Genomic DNA, 16,794 nt, shown 5'->3' with positions numbered 1-16,794 from the left:
GGGGCCTGGGACTCCCCGAATACCGATCTTGGGAAGGTGGTCGTCTCGTCCACGCTCGGCACCGGTGGCGCCCACTGACACCTACCGCGAGCACTGGGCGCCCTCAGCGGGGCGCACCCGTCTCATGGACTGTCGTCGCGAGAGCTGCCCTCGCACCGTTCAAAGTCGTCGTCCGCCGGGACGAACACGGAGGTGGCGCCTGCAAGGGATCGATCCTCAAGTGCGGTGCCGCAGTCAGACTCAGCCCGGTATTGACACTGGGACCGACTCGCGGATGACATGGCGGGGCCGCCTTGAGCCGTAGATGGCCGACGGGCGGTGCCCGGCCAGCGACAGCACCCTTACCCATGGCACACCAATGGCGACGCGGACACGAGGAAGTCGACTCGCAACTCGTCGGACGGTCCGCCGGACCAGGTTCTGCGAGGTCGCGAACGAAGAGGTGCCCATCGAGTACTGCGCCCTGCGGCAGGACTACGGTCCCGTAGCAGGGAAGGGCCGAACGACTACAACGTGTCGGTCGGCTCGGTGCCGTCCTCCATGAGGGCACGCAGCAGGGTCCAGCCAGGCGCCTGCTCACGGGGGCGGACAAGGGCTGTGAAGACTTCAGGGTCGGCGAAAATCGGCTCCCCATTTGGCCGGCGGACATACGGCACGAATCCGTAGTCCACCCCGTCGTGGGCGTCGTAACTCATCCAGGCGATAACTTCACGTTCGTCCTCGCGCAGCGGGTGGTTGGACACTGCTCGCGCCTGGACCGTGTCGTCGGTGTCGACCCAGACTTGCGGGACGGCGAAGACGAAGCGGGAGGTGTGGATCTCCCGGGCTCTCTCCGCCGCGCGATGCTCGAACGCCGCGGCAGTGGGCTCGTCGCGCAGATAGTCGTAGTCGGACAGCACGAGAGTACGGTCGCCCTGCAACGCCACCATCGCCGGACAGTCCCGGTCGATGATGGCCCGCTCCAGTCGGCCGGCAACGTCGAACAGCAAGCTCTCGGTGTCCTGGTTCACGTCAGCGATCACCTGCCTGCGGCGGATCGTCCCGGCGCTTGAAGTCGTGGTACACGCCCATAATCTCCACGGAGACGCGGTCACCGAGGTGGGACAGGCGCAGCAGCGTGCGGCTGGTGTGGCTGTTCTGGAGACGTGCCGCGCGGCTCGGCCTATCAATCACTTCCGTCCCGTCCAGCGCTTCAAGCTCTTCGGCCAGTTCTTTGACTGTGGCTCGGGCTTGAGCCAAATCGATCTTCACTGTCCCTACCTCCAGGCTCCCCCGGCAGTCTCCCGCATTCGGGACGCCTGCGGAGCCCGGCGCTGCAGGTCAGTTGCCGCCCCGGTCGATGCCGGCCTCGACGTAGTCCAACACTTGTGGACGAGGAGCTTGGCTGCCTGGACGGCTTCTGCAGGATCGCGACGGCGGCCTCGGTCCCCACCCGGTGAAGATCGGGTTCTCCCAACAGCACCATCACCTCGCTCAGTGTCACGCCGGCAGCCTGAGCAGCTTGACCAGGAGGGACATGCCGTTCTCCTTCCCCGGTTGCCTAAGGTCCCAGGCCATCCCGAGCGGTGAGATGCCGTTGACCCATCAATCACGAGGGCAATCCGGTCGAATCGGATATCTGAACGGTGCATCGAGGCGGGGGGCGTCGTCGGTGAGGAGGTCGCCGACTGCTGCAGCGATGCGCGCGCACGCGACGCGGGCCAGGCGGAGTTCGGCACGATGGACGCGGTCACGGCCTGTGTCATGGCCAGCGCGAGGCTCTGGGGTCGAAGCGGTACGCGGTTTCTTCTTCCAGTTGTCGGGGTCGAATGGGCCGGGGTATGTGGGAAGTTGAGGCCCATACGAACCTCCTGGTGACTTGATCGAGGGTGGTTGCGGCGGGACTCGAACCCGCGACCTCAACGACTTATAAGATCGGCGCTCTACCAACTGAGCTACGCAACCAGGTAGATGGGCCACGCTCCGCGGAACAGGGTTCGGAGCGCGGCCCTGGAAGCGGCCAGAACCGGACATGCGAGTTCGGGCCGCTGGTCTCAGGGGTGCGCTTATTCCGCGGCGCTGGACCCGCGGGGCGACGGGGAAAAAAGGGGGGCGGCGGGTCCGCGTGGGTGGCACCCGAACGTGGCGCACCTCACCCAATTACGTCGCCCGGATCCGGCCGATTCCCGATCATGCAGAGGTTCCCGCCGAGTCCCGTTTGGGCCAGTCCTCGAACTCTCAACTGGCCCACGCGAAGGCCATTCCACGACCACCGCGGTCGAGTTCGATCTCGGGCTTTTCGGCTCTGGTCTGCTTCGCGGAGGCTCCGGGGCCAGGTCTCACGCCGCCGAGGCGCTCTGCAAGGCTTGCTGGCGTTCGCGGAATTCGGTCAGCGTCAGCGGGCGGGACCAGCCGCCGGATCGGTCGCGCAAGATCGCCACGTCGCCCAGTTCAGCTCGTAGCTGTTGCTCTTGGCGTTCGGCTTCCGCGTACCGCTCGGGGAAGACCTCCAGTACGTGTGCCCAGCGCCGGTGACCGCCACGGACGCACAGCGAGCCGCAGTTGTTGTGCCCGAAGCCGAGCTCTGGCGTAGCCACTGCTCACGACTGCTCTTCGCCTACGTGTCGGCTTGGTAGCGAGCCGCACGGAAGTCGATCAGAGCCGCGCCCCAGGCACCGTCGGTCCCGATGACGCCTCCGCCAAGCGGCCCGACCAGCCCTGCAAGTGCTGCGTCCATGAGGGGAATTGTGGCTGCTGGACCGACTTCGATCGTGTCGGGTGTGGGCCGACCCCCGTCGACTTGTCGAACTAAAGTTCTAAAATAGCCGGTTTAGCCGTTTCTGGCCATGCTGGACGGTGCGGCTGCTATTCTCCTGAACCCCGGCCGCATCGGTAGGTATGTATGACAACTGCCGCCACTGCTATGCGCTTTGGGCTCGCCAAAACGTCGGGTGATCATAAAGTGGAACATATGTAACCCGGGGGAAGTGTGCTCACCAAGATCGTCATCAAGAATTATCGGACGTTTCGAGACTTCACTCTCGAATTTGACCCGCAGATGAACATCTTGGTTGGCGACAACGACCGGGGGAAGTCCACACTCCTCGAAGCGATCGGCCTGGCCCTGACGGGTCGGATCCGGGGCCGACTCCTGGCGCAGGAGCTGTCGCCGTACCTGTTCAACAAGGAAGTCGTCGACGAGTACATCGAGGCCTTGCGTGACGGCCTTGAGGCCAAGCCGCCCGAGATCATCATCGACCTGTTCCTCGATGGGAAGGCAGCGCCTGCCACCTTGAAGGGGACGAACAACCTCCTCAAGAGCGACGAATCCGGTGTCCGTATCCGGGCCACGCTGAACCCGGACTACGAGGCGGAATACCGGGAGTTCATCAAGGACCCGTTGCAGGTCCGTCTGGTGCCGACGGAGTACTACAAGGTCGACTGGCTCGACTTCGCGGGCAACGGCATCACCTTCCACCGGATCCCGGCCACGGCATCCCTGATCGACGCCACCAACATCCACCTCCAGAGCGGCGTCGACTACTACCTCAACGGCATCATCAGCTCGCACCTGGAGGCCGGCGAGCGCGTCGAGCTGGCCCGCGCGTACCGCAGCTTGCGGGAGAACTTTGCCGATGATGACTCCATCGTCAAGATCAATCGGAAGTTGCGCGGTGCTCCGCGGGAGGTCAGCGATCGAGAGCTGACCTTGGCCATCGACGTCTCCCAGAAGTCCAACTGGGAGAGCAACATCGTGCCCCACCTCGACGATCTGCCGTTCCAGTTCGTCGGCAAGGGCGAGCAGAGCACCTTGAAGATCCTCTTGGCGCTGAACAAGCAGGTGGAGGACGCGCACATCGTCCTGGTCGAGGAGCCCGAGAACCACCTGTCGTTCCCGAACCTGGGCAAGCTGATCCGCAAGATCAGCACCAAGTGCGAGGACAAGCAGGTCTTCATCACCACCCACAGCTCGTACGTGCTTAACAAGCTGGGTCTGGAGAACCTCGTCCTGCTGTCCGCCCAGCAAGGCTTCCGCCTGAGCAGCCTGCCGGCCGACACCCAGGACTACTTCCGCAAGCTGTCCGGCTACGACACGCTGCGCGTCGTCCTGGCCCGCCGCTCGATTCTTGTTGAGGGCCCCTCCGACGAGCTGGTCATCCAGCGCGCCTACAGTGATGTGCACGGCTGCTTGCCGGTCGAAGACGGTGTCGACGTGATCAACATCCGCGGGCTGTCTTTCAAGCGGTTCCTCGACATCGCGTCGCTGCTGGAGCAGAACCAGGTCTCGGTCGTCACCGACAACGACGGCAAGAATGTCGCGGATGTGAAGGCGCGGTACGCGAGCTTCGGCGGCTTCCTCAACATCTCGGTGCATGTGGGCGAGGACGCGAACTTCCCGACGCTGGAACCGCAGCTGCTCAAGGCGAACGGCCGGGACAAGCTCAACAGCATCTTCGGAACGACCTTCGCCACGGATGATGATCTGCTCGCGTACATGAAGGCGCGCAAGACCACCGTCGCGCTGGCCATCTTCGAGGCCGAGGAGGCCGTGACCATGCCGGGGTACATCGCCGATGCCGTCGTATAACAACCTGGCCGTCCTGGCCGCGGCCGGCTCCCGCAAGACCCAGCACATCGTGGATTGCGTTCTCAGCGACCCGAGCCAACGTGTGCTCGTAACCACCTACACCACCGAGAACATGAACCAGCTGGTTGATCGGCTGAGCGCCGGCACGGGGCTGTTGCCGAAGCACGTCACGGTCATGACCTGGTTCACGTTCCTGCTGAACCAGTGCGCTCGCCCGTACCAGAGCGCCGTGCTCGACGACGTGGGAGTGATGCGCGGACTGAACTTCGTAGGGGAGCGCAACAAGTTCATCCCCAAGACGAACGTCAAGAAGTACTACCTCGACACCAACGGCGACATGTTCCGTGACGCTGTGGCCGCTTTCGCCTACGAGGCCGATCAGCGGAGCGGTGGCAAGGTCGTAGGCCGGCTGACCGAGATCTACGACCAGATCTACATCGACGAGGTCCAGGACCTCGCCGGCTACGACCTCGAAATCCTCGACCTGTTGCTGAAATCGTCTGCCGCGATCACGGTCGTCGGGGACCCGAGACAAGCCACCTTCGCTACGAACAACTCGACCAAGAACAAGCGGTACAAGGGCAGCGGCATCGCGGACTGGCTGGACGAGCGCAAGGACATCTGCGAGATCGAGCACCGGCTTGAAAGCTATCGATGCAACCAGGCGATCTGCGACTTTGCTGACGGCCTCTTCCCGGACCTGCCGCGAACGATCTCCAAAAACACCGAGATCACAGGCCACGACGGTGTCTCTGCGATCACGCCGGCCGAGGTGGAGGGGTACGTCGAGCAGTACGAGCCGGTCGTGCTGAGGTGGGACAAGCGGACCAGGACTCAGGGACTCGATGCCATGAACTTCGGCCAGTCGAAGGGGTGCACCTTCGACCGGGTACTGATCTTCCCGACTCAGCCGATCACCAAGTACTACCGGAACCGGGAGTCCGAGCTGGCTGATGGCGGTCGCTTCAAGCTGTACGTCGCGGTGACACGAGCCCGGTACAGCGTGACCTTCGTGATCCCGTAGAGCCCGCTTACATGGGTTATTTCCTCCGAAGCCTGGAAAAACCGGAGCAGGATAGCCAGCTGATCGTCACACTGGCCGGATGAGCCTGTTCGACGCCGACTACTACGACCCCGACGACATGCTGGCGCACCCGCGGCACCAGGAGATGCAGCCCGTCCTGGCCGCGCTCATCCAGCAGCTGCGGGACTGTACGACGGAGGAGGCTGGCGTTGCCTTCCAGCGGGACCTGTGAGGGGTCTCGCGTTTTCCGGACAGGTGTCTGACCGTCTGTTTCACGCGGTAATTCGCAACTTCTCGTATTCGGCGTGGACTTCGCGCGGAGGGCGGTAACCCACTGCCGAGTGGAGGCGTTTGCGATTGTACCAGAATTCGATGTAGCGAGTGATGTCCTGCCGGGCGGCCTCGCGGGTCAGGTAAGTCACCCTTGATGCACGCTCGTTCTTCAGGGCGCCGAAGAATGATTCGGCCATGGCATTGTCGAAACAGATCCCGGTGCGGCCGGAAGATCTGCGGAGTCCGTACCGGTCGAGCGTCTTCCCGAACTCGGCTGACATGTAGTTGCTTCCGCGGTCGGAGTGAAATATCGCGCCGGCCGAGAGGTTCCTGTTGCGTGCCGCGTTGTGGATCGCCCTGGATATCAGTGGGGTTTGGTAGTGGTCGTCCATTGCGTAACCGATGACTTCCTTCGTGCAGCAGTCGATGACCGTTGCGAGGTACAGCCAGCCTTCCCCGGTCGAGATGTAGGTGATGTCGCCGACGAGTTTTTCGCCGGGCGCATCCGCGGTGAAGTTGCGCCCGACGAGGTCCGGCACCTGGCCGGCCGCGGCCTTGGTGAGGCTGAACCTCTTCGGCTGCGGCTGGCAGGGCTCAAGGCCCAGCTCGCGCATGAGCCGGCGGACGAGCTCCAGTCCCGCGGTGACGCCCCAGCGGTGCAGCTGGGCCTGGATGCGCCGGTGTCCGTAGGTGCCGTCGGACATGTCGAAGGCTTTCTCGACGAGCAGTTTCAATTCTTCGCGCCGCTGGGTCGTCGCGGATTCCGGGCGGGATCGCCAGTCGTAGTAGCCGGATCTAGATACGCCGAGTTGGCCGCACATGAACTCGACGCTGTATGCGTACTCCTCGGTGTCGAGCCGCATCTCGTCGATGAACTCGTACTTGCTTGCTACCGGGGATCCTTCGCGAAGTACGCTGCGGCTTTTTTCAGGAAGGTAACTTCCATCTCCAGCTCGCGGTTGCGTCGTTCGAGTTCCTTCAGGCGCGCCCGCTCGGTTACCGTCAGTTCGGCGTCGGGAGCCGGTTCCTGCTGCTTCTGGTGCTTCTTGACCCAGCCGCGTAGTGTCTCCGGGTTCAGCTCAAGCTCCCGGGCGACTTCGGAGATCGTCTTGCTTGACCTCAACGCGATCTGGACGGCTTCCTCGCGGAACTCCGGCGAGTACTTACTGGGTGGCGCCACTTCTTCCTCGTTTCCTGTTCAGGACAACCCTATTGGGTCCCCGTCCGGAAACTTCGTGGCCCCTCACTGATCACCAGGCTGCTGGAGGTGGAGAAGGCCCGCAGGGAGCTCAAGCGTGCCGCGGACCGGGTGCGTAAGGGGAAGCCGCCCCAGCCGGAGGCCCCCGAGCCGCAGTCAGGTCGCGACTTTGGTGACGTGGCGACCTGGCGGTTCGAGCATGATGTGTACGAGCGGCTGGCTCGCCAACTGCGTTCCGTGGGCGACGGGTTGGCCTGGCGGGCCTTCGGCTTCCACCGCCCGTTCATCCTCGCCTTGTGCCGCAACGACTCACCCGGACCGATGTACGGCAAAGCAGGACTGCAGGCAGAACTCGATCGCGTCGAGAGAGTCTTCAAGGAGAGCGGCTGCTTCGCCCTCCTGCATGACCTGACGAACTGCCTGCGCATCGGCGACATCACGGTGTGGGACCGCGTTCGTCCTCCTCAAACCGAAGAGATCAAGACCAATCCGAAGAACCGCAAGAGCGCCCAGATCCGGCGGATCAACCAGGCCAGGGCCTCGGTGCTGGAGGGCGGTCCGCTGCCGGGTGAGAACACTGCAGAGCTCCTCCACGACCTGAACCTGCCACTGCGCACGCACCTGGACATGTTGCGCTCGGCCTTTGAGCGAGCCGCGGCCGAGGGCGTCTACGCCACCGCCGTACCCGGCAGCCGGGCCCTGTACGTCATTGACCAATTCGGATGTGCCCAGCAGGGTCTTCCCTCCACGCGGTTCAACGAGCGACTTCAGCAGACCATGGGTGCCGCGCTGGAGCGCGCTGGTATCGCGGCGGGCCGCGAGGTTCACAACATCCACTTCACCAGCACGGACAGCACAGCTCGTGATCCGCTGCGGGTACCGTGGGCGAACTATCCCTTGCATCCTGTGGCCTGCGCTCGGCTGATCGGCGACTACGCTGCGATGGTCGTGGAAACCTCTGGGCCTGCGCTGGCCGGTCTTCTCCAGGTGGCCGGCCTGGATGCCCACTGGGTCCTCCCATCGGGGAAGGCAAGCCTGAAGCCAGGCCAGGTCGTCATGGAGATCCACCAGCAGGAACAGTTGCGAGCCGTGCCACTGCCGGGGGGCCTGACGATGACCCCGGGCTGGACTCTGCAAATGGGCCGCTCCGAACTGGACCGCTACATGATCGAACTCGTCCAGCCAGGCTCATGGATCGCAGGCATCAAACATGTGCTCGCCGCACGGCAGGCTGGGAGGCCCTGGCCGCACTACCGCAACGAGCACGAGATCTGGGTCTAGCAGTGGAGCGTAAGGCAGGCCAAGCCCGTGGACCGGGACCGATCCGGCACCCAACGGCCGTTTAACTGGCCTCCCCTGCAGTTGAGTTACCGGCCCTGGCGGAACCGCCCGTCCGGTTACACGTCCCGGACGGGCGCTGCGGTCTGGGTCAGCGCGCCAGGAACAGCAGCTTTCGGTGTGCCTTGGACTTCAGGTCGTCGTTCGTCCCCTCCAGCGACCGCTGGGCGCGCGCCAGGTCCTCGCCGAGGTTGCGGGGCACGACCCCCATCCGGTGGTCCAGGTAGTCGGTGATGGTGCGCTCTGCGGCGTACGCGGTGCGTCCCAGCCTCCGGGCCTCGTCGTGGAACATGCCCTCCAGCTCGTCGTGCCGTTGCTGGGCGAAGGACCTGGCCCGGTCCTTGGCGTCCTCGTCGACCGTCCACAGGCCGTCAATCAGCTTGTGGAAGTCGTCGATCAGCAGGTCGGTGCGGACGAGCGTGTTCTCCTCGGCCTCGAAGGCCTTCGCGTAGTCGAGCGTCAGGCCGAGCGTGCGGCGGGCCTCTTCCAGGGCTGTCAGGCCGCCCTTCGTGTGCCGGATGCCCCAGCGGTGTACGGCGTCCCGGGTCGCGAAACGCTCAGTGTTGCCGCACGCGATCCGCCAGGGCGTGACGACGGACTCGGCCGAGGACGTCCCGTCGTGCGAGTTGATCGCGGCGAGGTAGAGGACGATCTCGTCGTCCAGGCCGCCGCGGTCGATCACGAGCGAGTGGGGGATGCGCATGGTCACGAAGACCTTCCGGCCCTCGCGCAGGGCGCCGGCCGATTCCCAGACCACGTCGTAGCGCTGCGCCAGGTCCTGAAGGAACTCGAAGACACGCCGATTCTGGAAGACCTCGTATCTATCGCCCACAGTGCCGAGGGCGGCGCCTCCGTCGGTGCGGACGGTGACGTAGCGGTCGACGGCGTCGCGGATGCCGCCATCCCACTCGTACAGCACAGGCCGCTTACTGACCTCCCAGTCGATCCGAGCCAGCTTCAGCACCTCGTCGATGTCCGTGATCCCGCCGGGGATCACGGCGCCCAGACCGTGCCAGGCCGGGGTGGTGGTGTAGAGGGCGGCCCCGCCGGTGGTGGTGTCCAGCCCGTGCTGGGCGAGGATCTGCTCGATCCGCCCCTCGGTGTTGCGCTGCACGGAGAAGGTCTCACCCGCGTCCCAGCCGGTGAGGACGCGGTAGCGGTCGTCGCCGATCGGTGCGATCTCGCCCCGGTCGATGCGCTCCTGGAACGCGCGCGCCTCCTCGCGCACGGCTTCGATCTGGTCTTCCTTCTCCTGCGTGAACGCGGCGTTGACGTCAGTCGTCATGGTTCGACTCCTTCGTGATCTGCTTGTGGATGTGGTTTCCGAGGGCCTCCTGAGCGCCGTTCGTCAGACGGATATGGCAAGGGCACGGCACGTGACATCCCACGGGTAGACCAGAAACTGAGATATCCGCAGGCACCGTCAACGCCTCCCGTCTGCCGGGCCGTTGTGCTCCTTGGCCGGGGCCGATGGCAGATCGGTGGGCACTGTGCGGACCTGGTCGGGGAAGGTGGCGGTGCACGCACGTCCGGTCAGCCGGAAGTCCTGGCCGAGGTTGGGTTCGTGGAGCACCCAGGGGCGGGGATCGTGGGTGCTCCGGGGCACATGGCGCACAGGAGTGTTCGAAACGGTTTCTCGGATCATGGCGCCGAGCTGTTGTGCCTCCCGGAGCAGCGCGGTCGCGCTTTTAGCCATGTGTGGTGGCCTCCTCTCCACAGACTCGCAAGGGCCAGGGCGGGCCCGTAGGGCCGCAGACCCGCACGCCTGGCTCCGTCCGATCTGGGGAGAGCACGGGGCAGGCGTGCGGGCGTGGGGCGCTACGGGACAAACGGTCGGCCCCCCTTTCCTGAGCGCGCCCAGCACCCGGGGAAGGGAGGCCGGGATCCCCCGCCCGACCAGGGCGGGAAACCGGCGGCGGGGAATGCAGACCAAGCCGCCGCCGGGTCTTGGCCAAGGCCGCCGTCACCGCGAAGGCCCACCGTGCGAGTGGCGGGTCGACGGGGCCTTGCGTTCGGGGTCGCTTGAATACGGTGACGGAAGTCGCCCGAATACCGACCTTGGGCAAAATTGGTCCGCCCTGCTTTCCGACGCCATCGGGACCGGATTCGGAGCAGAGGTCCGCACCGGTCACAGGGACCCTGACAGATCTGGCTCAGGGTTCCGGATCGGAGCACCGGTCGCGGAGGTCGTCACGCGGCGCGGCGAGAGCTGCGGGTTCCGGTACCTGCGATGCGTTCGGTGTGGGCGACCCAGGTGACTGCCTGGACCGTGCTGGGCAGCTCATCCAGTCGCAGGGCGGCTTCGCGGAAGCAGTGGGCCAGCAGGGCGTAGCGTCCGGCGCTGGACAGGCCGCGGTCGCGGTTCCCGTACGTCTCGCCCACGGCGATGTCGTGCGCGTGGCGGTCGATCACAACGGCGTCCGGGTCGTCCGGGTTGGCGATGAGACGGAAGAACTGCCCGGTCTTCCGTTCCATGGGGAGTACGTCAGCCGGATCTGCTCCGGCCATGATCTGGGCGGCCTTGTGCAGGGCGTCGGTGAAGTGCCCGGAGCTAAGGCCGGTTTCACACGCCTGGCGGGCTAAACGAAGGTTCTCCGGCCAGGACTTGTTCGCCGACAGGGCGGCGATGACGCCGGCACCCGCTCGCGGATTGCCGTCGGTCATCATCGCGGCGAGTTCGTGGGCGGTGCGGTACCAGGTACGCCCGCATTGCTGCTGCTCCGAAGTGGCGGAATGCCATGCGGTGATGATGTTGCGGACGAACTGCTCGCGTGTCTCGGGAGACACGTTTATGGGGATCAAAGCTTCCTCCCTCCGGGAGTTGGGCGGGCATGGCTGGGCCGGTCCCAAGGCGTCCGGCGCTGATCGCCGGTGCTTGGCCCGGGCGCTGGGGTTGCACGGGTGCGGTGCGCCGTACACTCGTGTGGCAGCCGGCGTCGCTCGCTCAGCAGTCGCCTTCGCGGTAGGGGCACTTGGATGTGTGGGCCGGGTCCCGGTCAAACTCATCGGGGTAGCTCCCGGGCAGAATCCCGTTGTCCCGGAGGGGCGCTGGCCCGTTGGCCAGGAAGGCCCCAAGGTCCGCCAGACTGCGGATCTCGGCGAGCGGCACCGTGGCCTCGCAGAGCGGGCACGGGCCGAGCAGGAAGAACGGCTCGTCGTCGTAGAGCGGATCGCGGTAGGAGAAGGTGTAGACCCGCTCCGGGTCATCCGGATCGCTCGCGTGCAGAGTAAGCGGAGTCAGCGGCAACGCCAGGTAGTCCCAGTTGTGGTTCGGCTGCACCTGGGCGGGATCGACGCCCAGCAGCGCGGCCAGGCGAACGACGGTCCGGGCGATGTCAGCGACGCGGTGCTCAGAGATCACCGGATGGGTGGAGTATTGCTGGAGCAGCTCATAGACGGATGCGGCACGGTCAGCGATGCTCATGGCGGAACACCTCCGGGTAGTTGGCGGAATCGGTGAGGGATGGGCGACGTATGACCGCCACACGCCCTGGTTGGCGGCCGACAGGGCGGTGTGCTGACACGGAATCGCCAACCATCGCGGGCTGCACTGGCACCGCGCACGGGTCCTGTTGTCCGGGCATGTGAAGTGAGCGGGGTGCGGAGTGTCGTCGCCGAGTTAGTCCTGACTGCTACTCGCGGCGGAGCTGGACGGAGGTTCGGCGCCGGTGACCCGTGGTCGCGAACGCTCAAGCCGCCATGTCAGGCTGCTGACCAGGTCTATGGCTTCCTCGCCGAAGTCGGCTCGGGTTTCGTCGTACGAGCCGTACTGCTCCGGGTCGATGTCCTCGCCGTCCTCGGCGCGGAAACCGGCGATAGCCGCTTCGTACCGTGCGATCAGGTCCCGGGCCTGCGCGATGGTCCTCTTCATCGCGGCCGACTGACTTTCCGGTCGCAGGTCGTTCCAGTGGTACCCGGCGTCGGCGGGCGGGAGCCCCACGTGCGACTCGGACGCGATCACGTGAGCGTCCAGGGTTTCGTTCTCGCGCATGTGCCAGGTCAGGGCCTGGATCCAGGCCGCTTCCACGGTGTGGTCGCGCACCACGTATGTGTAGGGTTCCTCCCCGTCGAACCTCTCGGGTCCGGCCACGGTGACGGTGAAGTCCCGGGGCTCCTCGGACCACTCCTCCTGCGGCAGCTCGTACAGCGGCGCGTCAAAGCGCTCGGGCGTCAACGGGGCGAACGGGCTCACGGTGAGCACGCCGCCTCAGTGGATGGCAGGAGCTTGACGTCCTCCACATCACGCTCATTCACCGAGAGCGAGCCTCTGCTCGCATCGATCGGCAGGTCGTCGAGCCACAAGTCTTCGTTCTCGGCGAAATAGTCCGTCACGGCCTCCGGGTCGTCGGCTACTTCGGCGGGGATTTCCACGGTGACCGGGAAGTCGTAGGTCACCTCTTCGGTCACTGTCATCTCGACCCTGACCTCGGTCATCTCCTCTGTACTCACAATCTCGTCCTCTCCTTCAGATCACGAGATGGGCCAGGAGCGCCGCGCCGCATGGCGGCACCCCTGGCCTGGCCCCGCACCCCCTCCGGGGTGGGGGGAGTTGAGGGGGTGCGGGAGTCTGTGTCGGGCAGCGCGTCACGCGCGTTGTTCCGGGGCAAGCGGAAGGCGGGTCAGATGCTGCTCACGGCGCGGAAGACATCCGTACGCTGCTGCGGGGACCAGTCGCCGGTGAGTCGTACGGAGGTTTCGGTGACCTTGTTGTCGCCCTCGTACGGGTCCTCGCGCCGGCCGCTGAGCCAGGCGGGCTCGGGTGCGAAATCGCCGACGGGGTAGGCGGACGTTTCGGTCGCCCCGGTCTGGTCGATCTTGTCTACGGCCCAGGCGACCACGTCGCCCTCCCACCATTCCGCGTCGTACTCGTCGTACGTCTCGCAGGTCGTGAACGGAGGCTCGATCGTGTGGGAATCACCGTCCATCCACACACCGCCGTACCGCCCCCTGCCCCCCGTTCGGAGTGACTCCGGCCCGGGTGCGGTAACTCACGACGTGGCGGGTGATTTCGATCGTGTAGCTCATGGTCACGCCGCCTGTTCCACGCCGGACGCGGGACCGACGTCGTACGACGTGGCCCAGCCCTGACGGACGCTGTAGCTCTCGCTGTACTCCATCCGCACCGGCGCGAAGTCCACGTGAACGGGTTCCTCCGGCCGGTCGAGGCGCGAGCTCCAGCCGCGCCCGTTCCGGCCCTCTCCGCCCACGGGGTAGCCGTCGGCGCGTGGCCAGTCCCAGCTTCCGGGCGCCGGAGTGGGCGCGAACGCGGGCTCTCGCGGAGTGTCCTGCGGAAAGGTGTCGCGGGCCTTGTCCAGGGCGTACAGCAGCCCCTGATGACTGCTGGTAGTAGGCGAGTAGCGCACCTGCGGCATGACGACCGTGTCGTCATCCAGCACCCACGCGATGGGGGTGCTGTAGCTGTAGACCTGATAGACGATGCGCCCGGCCTCCGCGTCCGACCTGTACCAGTCGGCCCACGGCTCCGGCAGACGCCCTACGCAGTAACTGCACTCGTCGGTGGCTCGGAAGGCACCGTAGGTGTCGAACGGCTCGCGCGCAGCCAGTGCCCTCCGCACCGACCACGATTGGGTCGCAAGTTTGGGCATGGTCCTTTCCTCTCCAAGACCGGGACGGTGAAGGCCGCCAAGACGCCAGACACCGTGTCCGAGACACGGAAGAAACGGGGTGGCATCCCCGTCGGCGGTACTTGGGGCCCTCATCCAAGGGATGAGCGGCCGGAGGCGGTGCCTCTCGCCTGGCCCGCACCCCCTCCGGGTGGGGGGAGTTGAGGGGGTGCGGGGGTCCGTGTGGGCAGCGCGTCGAACGCGCTGCGTCAGGGTCCGGTGCAAGACGGTTCACCCTGCGGAAGGGGTCCGCCCGCTACTGCGGGGACCGGTCGCCGGTGAGCCACCCTCACGTTTCGGTGACCGTGAAGGAATCCGCAGGCGGGAGCACGGATCATGTCCCCCGGAGTACTGAGCAGCGTGCAGAGGTGGTTCGCCGCTCGCTCACTCTGTAGAGACTTCCGCGATGCCCAGCCGGACCGTAGAGAATGCAACCCGGGGCAGGTCCCGCAGCTCTCGGCTTCCGGTACACCGGGAATCGGGCAGCACGGAACTCTGTCACCGACAAACTCTCATCCACCGTCCGCACTGGCCTACGGCGCGAGCGGCGCCAGTTGGCCCCGGTGAACTTGCCCGCCGCCGCATGCCCTCGACGTGGATCACGCTGTGCCCACCATGGAGCGGGGGCGGGGAGCAGAGCGACGGGCTCAGTGGATGCCGAACAGCCCGGGGGCCACGTTCAGCAGCACAAGACAGCTGAGGGCGAGCCAACCGATCAGGTGCCACGCGCGATCGCGGCTCATGCCCCGGCATCCTCGGCGACCGGTTCGCGCACGATCGCGTCCCACGCACTCTGCCCCTCCGGGCGGTGGGGGTGGAAGGGCGCGTCCTTGTCCGGGCCGACCCGGAAGAATTCACGGCACTCGTGGATCTCCAGATCGATGATCCACTGGAAGATGGCCGTGTACAGATCGTCAGCGATCACGTACTCAGCTGCGTCGATGATCGCCTCGGGCACGAGGAGGATCTTCTCCGGGTAGCCCCTGAGTGCCTGGTCGCGGTCGGAGTTGACGGTCTCGACGAGCGCCTGAACGATCACGAGCGGCGCTCCGTCAGCCATCACGTCTGCCCGGAACTCCCACCCTGGGCGGAAACTGACCTGGTTGATCAGGTCGGCAACTTGCTGGGCTTCCATGGCCTTTCTCCTCGGTCCCTGGGTCACGCATCCGCAACCGGTCCGACCGGCACGGATGTGCTCTCGTCTGTAAGAGCAAGGGGGCGCACTCCGATGGAGCGCGCCCGATACTCCGGCAGATCAGTGACCGCCGAACCCCAAGGCCGACGTGATCGATTCGGCCCATTGGTAGTGCTCGAAGAATGCGAGGGGGACCAGGGCGAACACCCCCGCCATCAGGTAGTCGTCAGCCTTGGTCCACGCATGCCGTACCGTATTGCGGATGTTCTGGCGCCACGTGATGTCCACCGCGATCTCGCAGCCGAACAGGACCGGGTGGTACTGCCCCGGCACACGCCCCAACTTCCCGCTGGCACGCGTGACGTGCACGTGGTGACTGCCGTCCGGCCGCTCGACGATGTGCTCAAAGCGCCACGCCCGTCCCGCCGTTGGGCCGGACTGCATGTGTAGCGTCGCGCCGGGGGTTATCTCCTGGCCGGTGGTGCATGAGACAAGTTTCATGATCGCCTCCCCAGATCGGTTCTGGTCCTGCCCGCGAACAGCGGCCCCTGCAAGGACCGTTGATCACGGGCAGGCTCAGAGCCTGATCTCTTCGGAGGCGGACAGGTCATAGATCGCGATCTGATTCCGCAGACGGCCGAGGGACTCCGCCTTGGACCGGTCGTCGATGATCTCGACCGGGTCCAGGTACAACCACTGGCCGTCCACCCATCCCCCAACGGCGTTCGCGGTGGGGTATAGGGTGCGCAGCCGTTCAACGACCGATGCGAAGTCCGCAAACGGTACGTCGACCGGGACAGACCGTCGTTCGTCAGTCGCGGACACGGCAAACCCGGTTGCCGCCGGGGTTATAGTTCCGTCCGCGTTGAGCCGGACCGTGAAGCCGCCGCACAGAAGCGCAGCGTCATACAGGTTGATTAAGTCGCTGGTAACCAGCGTGCTGTCACTCATGATCAGCTCCCCACCTGACCAGAAATAGGGACACTTGATCGAGTTGCGCAGCGACCGCCACCCTTTCGCCGTGGCGAGTCACGGTTCCTCGATCATGCGACTACAGCAGGCAGGTGACAGCCCGGGCAGGAGCCGGACTGTCACCCATACCACGCAGTAATTCACTTCGACCCGAACACCAATGCGAGCAGCATTCCGCCGAGATAAGCGAAGAACGGCAAGCTCCTGCCGACGAAATAGCCGATCTTGGTTCGTGTACGCGTAGCGCCATCAAACAAAATCACGCTTTCCTCCGTCCATGAAAGCGCAATACGCTCTCACTCAAATACGACTCCCCAGACGGCCCAATTACCGCTCAAGCGAGAATTTCCGCAAGATTCTTTACCGTCCGGAAAATCAGAGGCGAACGGATGCGCCACCTGTAGGCTGCGGCGCCCGTATCGCATGCACACTTAAATACAGATCCCCAAACCCCCAATTACCGATCAAGGGGATTGGTCATCGAAGATCTTTTTGGGCATGCGAAGGCGCACCCAATTGCATCCAGGCACACGCATTGGCTGCCCGGCCGGCCGAGAACCATTAACGTCTACCGATTCCCGTCCAGCAATGGACAGGAAACGGCAGACTGGCATTCACGCGTTCGACTGCTGCCGTTACGCGCTCTCACCTATATACGGGGCG

General features: G+C 65.3%; 19 protein-coding genes and 1 tRNA gene. 4 read left to right on the top strand and 16 right to left on the bottom strand.

Features of this window, described 5'->3' with window-relative positions; genetic code table 11:
- Positions 1–506: 506 nt before the first annotated feature.
- The 4 genes from LUX31_RS32375 to LUX31_RS32360 form a co-directional block, all read right to left on the bottom strand.
- Positions 507–1,010: a hypothetical protein gene (locus LUX31_RS32375; RefSeq protein ID WP_235478858.1), complete on the bottom strand. Its 504-nt coding sequence runs from the start codon at positions 1,008–1,010 to the stop codon at positions 507–509.
- Position 1,011: 1 nt separating this feature from the next.
- Positions 1,012–1,251, bottom strand: a complete 240-nt coding sequence (locus tag LUX31_RS32370) for a hypothetical protein (protein WP_235478857.1) — start codon at positions 1,249–1,251, stop codon at positions 1,012–1,014.
- A gap of 618 nt (positions 1,252–1,869) precedes the next feature.
- Positions 1,870–1,944 (bottom strand) — tRNA-Ile (locus tag LUX31_RS32365).
- A 374-nt stretch (positions 1,945–2,318) separates the two neighbouring features.
- Positions 2,319–2,576: a hypothetical protein gene (locus tag LUX31_RS32360; RefSeq protein WP_235478856.1), complete on the bottom strand. Its 258-nt coding sequence runs from the start codon at positions 2,574–2,576 to the stop codon at positions 2,319–2,321.
- A 392-nt stretch (positions 2,577–2,968) separates the two neighbouring features.
- On the opposite strand from LUX31_RS32360, the gene LUX31_RS32355 reads away from it, so the two are divergent.
- The 3 genes from LUX31_RS32355 (at position 2,969) to LUX31_RS32345 (ending at position 5,823) form a co-directional block, all read left to right on the top strand.
- Complete coding sequence (locus LUX31_RS32355) at positions 2,969–4,567, top strand: ATP-dependent nuclease (RefSeq protein WP_235478855.1); 1,599 nt, start codon at positions 2,969–2,971, stop codon at positions 4,565–4,567.
- Positions 4,554–5,591 carry a UvrD-helicase domain-containing protein gene (locus tag LUX31_RS32350; protein ID WP_235478854.1) on the top strand — a complete coding sequence of 346 codons (1,038 nt, stop codon included), beginning with the start codon at positions 4,554–4,556 and terminating at the stop codon, positions 5,589–5,591. The genes LUX31_RS32355 and LUX31_RS32350 overlap by 14 nt, the downstream gene beginning before the upstream one ends.
- Positions 5,592–5,670: 79 nt before the next feature.
- The gene (locus LUX31_RS32345; protein ID WP_235478853.1) at positions 5,671–5,823 is read left to right on the top strand and encodes a hypothetical protein; all 153 of its coding nucleotides are present in this window, start codon (positions 5,671–5,673) and stop codon (positions 5,821–5,823) included.
- Positions 5,824–5,863: 40 nt separating this feature from the next.
- Here LUX31_RS32345 and LUX31_RS32340 read toward each other — a convergent pair.
- Positions 5,864–7,044, bottom strand: a protein-coding gene (locus LUX31_RS32340; protein ID WP_235478852.1) for an IS3 family transposase whose coding sequence is annotated in 2 segments (ribosomal slippage) — positions 5,864–6,780 and positions 6,780–7,044 — 1,182 coding nt in all. Because the reading frame shifts where the segments join, the coding sequence is not laid out codon by codon here.
- An 87-nt stretch (positions 7,045–7,131) separates the two neighbouring features.
- Between LUX31_RS32340 and LUX31_RS32335 the strand changes: the two genes are divergently transcribed.
- Positions 7,132–8,343 carry a hypothetical protein gene (locus LUX31_RS32335; RefSeq protein WP_235478851.1) on the top strand — a complete coding sequence of 404 codons (1,212 nt, stop codon included), beginning with the start codon at positions 7,132–7,134 and terminating at the stop codon, positions 8,341–8,343.
- 148 nt (positions 8,344–8,491) lie between these two features.
- Here the strand turns inward: LUX31_RS32335 and LUX31_RS32330 are convergent, their stop codons facing one another.
- From LUX31_RS32330 to LUX31_RS32280, 11 genes are all read right to left on the bottom strand, one after another.
- Positions 8,492–9,685, bottom strand: coding sequence for a DUF932 domain-containing protein (locus LUX31_RS32330; RefSeq protein ID WP_235478850.1), 1,194 nt, complete (start codon positions 9,683–9,685; stop codon positions 8,492–8,494).
- A 138-nt stretch (positions 9,686–9,823) separates the two neighbouring features.
- Positions 9,824–10,096 (bottom strand): hypothetical protein, encoded by a 273-nt coding sequence (locus LUX31_RS32325; protein WP_235478849.1) that lies wholly within the window; start codon positions 10,094–10,096, stop codon positions 9,824–9,826.
- A gap of 494 nt (positions 10,097–10,590) precedes the next feature.
- Positions 10,591–11,187, bottom strand: a complete 597-nt coding sequence (locus LUX31_RS32320; RefSeq protein WP_235478848.1) for a DUF7178 family protein — start codon at positions 11,185–11,187, stop codon at positions 10,591–10,593.
- A gap of 157 nt (positions 11,188–11,344) precedes the next feature.
- Complete coding sequence (locus tag LUX31_RS32315) at positions 11,345–11,824, bottom strand: hypothetical protein (RefSeq protein ID WP_235478847.1); 480 nt, start codon at positions 11,822–11,824, stop codon at positions 11,345–11,347.
- A 195-nt stretch (positions 11,825–12,019) separates the two neighbouring features.
- On the bottom strand, positions 12,020–12,592 hold the full coding sequence (locus LUX31_RS32310; protein WP_235478846.1) for a hypothetical protein: 573 nt from the start codon (positions 12,590–12,592) through the stop codon (positions 12,020–12,022).
- Positions 12,589–12,849: a hypothetical protein gene (locus LUX31_RS32305; protein ID WP_235478845.1), complete on the bottom strand. Its 261-nt coding sequence runs from the start codon at positions 12,847–12,849 to the stop codon at positions 12,589–12,591. Before LUX31_RS32305 ends, LUX31_RS32310 begins: the two co-directional genes overlap by 4 nt.
- A 170-nt stretch (positions 12,850–13,019) precedes the next feature.
- Positions 13,020–13,325, bottom strand: a complete 306-nt coding sequence (locus LUX31_RS32300) for a hypothetical protein (RefSeq protein ID WP_235478844.1) — start codon at positions 13,323–13,325, stop codon at positions 13,020–13,022.
- A 102-nt stretch (positions 13,326–13,427) separates the two neighbouring features.
- Positions 13,428–14,006, bottom strand: a complete 579-nt coding sequence (locus LUX31_RS32295) for a hypothetical protein (RefSeq protein WP_235478843.1) — start codon at positions 14,004–14,006, stop codon at positions 13,428–13,430.
- 757 nt (positions 14,007–14,763) lie between these two features.
- Positions 14,764–15,159, bottom strand: a complete 396-nt coding sequence (locus tag LUX31_RS32290; RefSeq protein WP_235478842.1) for a hypothetical protein — start codon at positions 15,157–15,159, stop codon at positions 14,764–14,766.
- 120 nt (positions 15,160–15,279) lie between these two features.
- Positions 15,280–15,660, bottom strand: coding sequence for a hypothetical protein (locus LUX31_RS32285; protein WP_235478841.1), 381 nt, complete (start codon positions 15,658–15,660; stop codon positions 15,280–15,282).
- A 75-nt stretch (positions 15,661–15,735) separates the two neighbouring features.
- Complete coding sequence (locus LUX31_RS32280) at positions 15,736–16,110, bottom strand: hypothetical protein (RefSeq protein ID WP_235478840.1); 375 nt, start codon at positions 16,108–16,110, stop codon at positions 15,736–15,738.
- Positions 16,111–16,794 lie beyond the last annotated feature (684 nt).

The organism is Streptomyces sp. GQFP (assembly GCF_021545335.1).
Classification (GTDB): Bacteria; Actinomycetota; Actinomycetes; order Streptomycetales; family Streptomycetaceae; genus Streptomyces.
This window is presented reverse-complemented; position numbering and strand designations above follow the sequence as displayed.

Excerpts from the sequence above, each read along its gene's own strand:
- LUX31_RS32300 (WP_235478844.1), bottom strand. The coding sequence starts at position 13,325 with ATGGACGGTGATTCCCACACGATCGAGCCTCCGTTCACGACCTGCGAG.
- LUX31_RS32280 (WP_235478840.1), bottom strand. The coding sequence starts at position 16,110 with ATGAGTGACAGCACGCTGGTTACCAGCGACTTAATCAACCTGTATGAC.
- LUX31_RS32290 (WP_235478842.1), bottom strand. The coding sequence starts at position 15,159 with ATGGAAGCCCAGCAAGTTGCCGACCTGATCAACCAGGTCAGTTTCCGC.
- LUX31_RS32285 (WP_235478841.1), bottom strand. The coding sequence starts at position 15,660 with ATGAAACTTGTCTCATGCACCACCGGCCAGGAGATAACCCCCGGCGCG.
- LUX31_RS32350 (WP_235478854.1), top strand. The coding sequence starts at position 4,554 with ATGCCGTCGTATAACAACCTGGCCGTCCTGGCCGCGGCCGGCTCCCGC.
- LUX31_RS32330 (WP_235478850.1), bottom strand. The coding sequence starts at position 9,685 with ATGACGACTGACGTCAACGCCGCGTTCACGCAGGAGAAGGAAGACCAG.
- LUX31_RS32325 (WP_235478849.1), bottom strand. The coding sequence starts at position 10,096 with ATGGCTAAAAGCGCGACCGCGCTGCTCCGGGAGGCACAACAGCTCGGC.
- LUX31_RS32345 (WP_235478853.1), top strand. The coding sequence starts at position 5,671 with ATGAGCCTGTTCGACGCCGACTACTACGACCCCGACGACATGCTGGCG.
- LUX31_RS32295 (WP_235478843.1), bottom strand. The coding sequence starts at position 14,006 with ATGCCCAAACTTGCGACCCAATCGTGGTCGGTGCGGAGGGCACTGGCT.
- LUX31_RS32315 (WP_235478847.1), bottom strand. The coding sequence starts at position 11,824 with ATGAGCATCGCTGACCGTGCCGCATCCGTCTATGAGCTGCTCCAGCAA.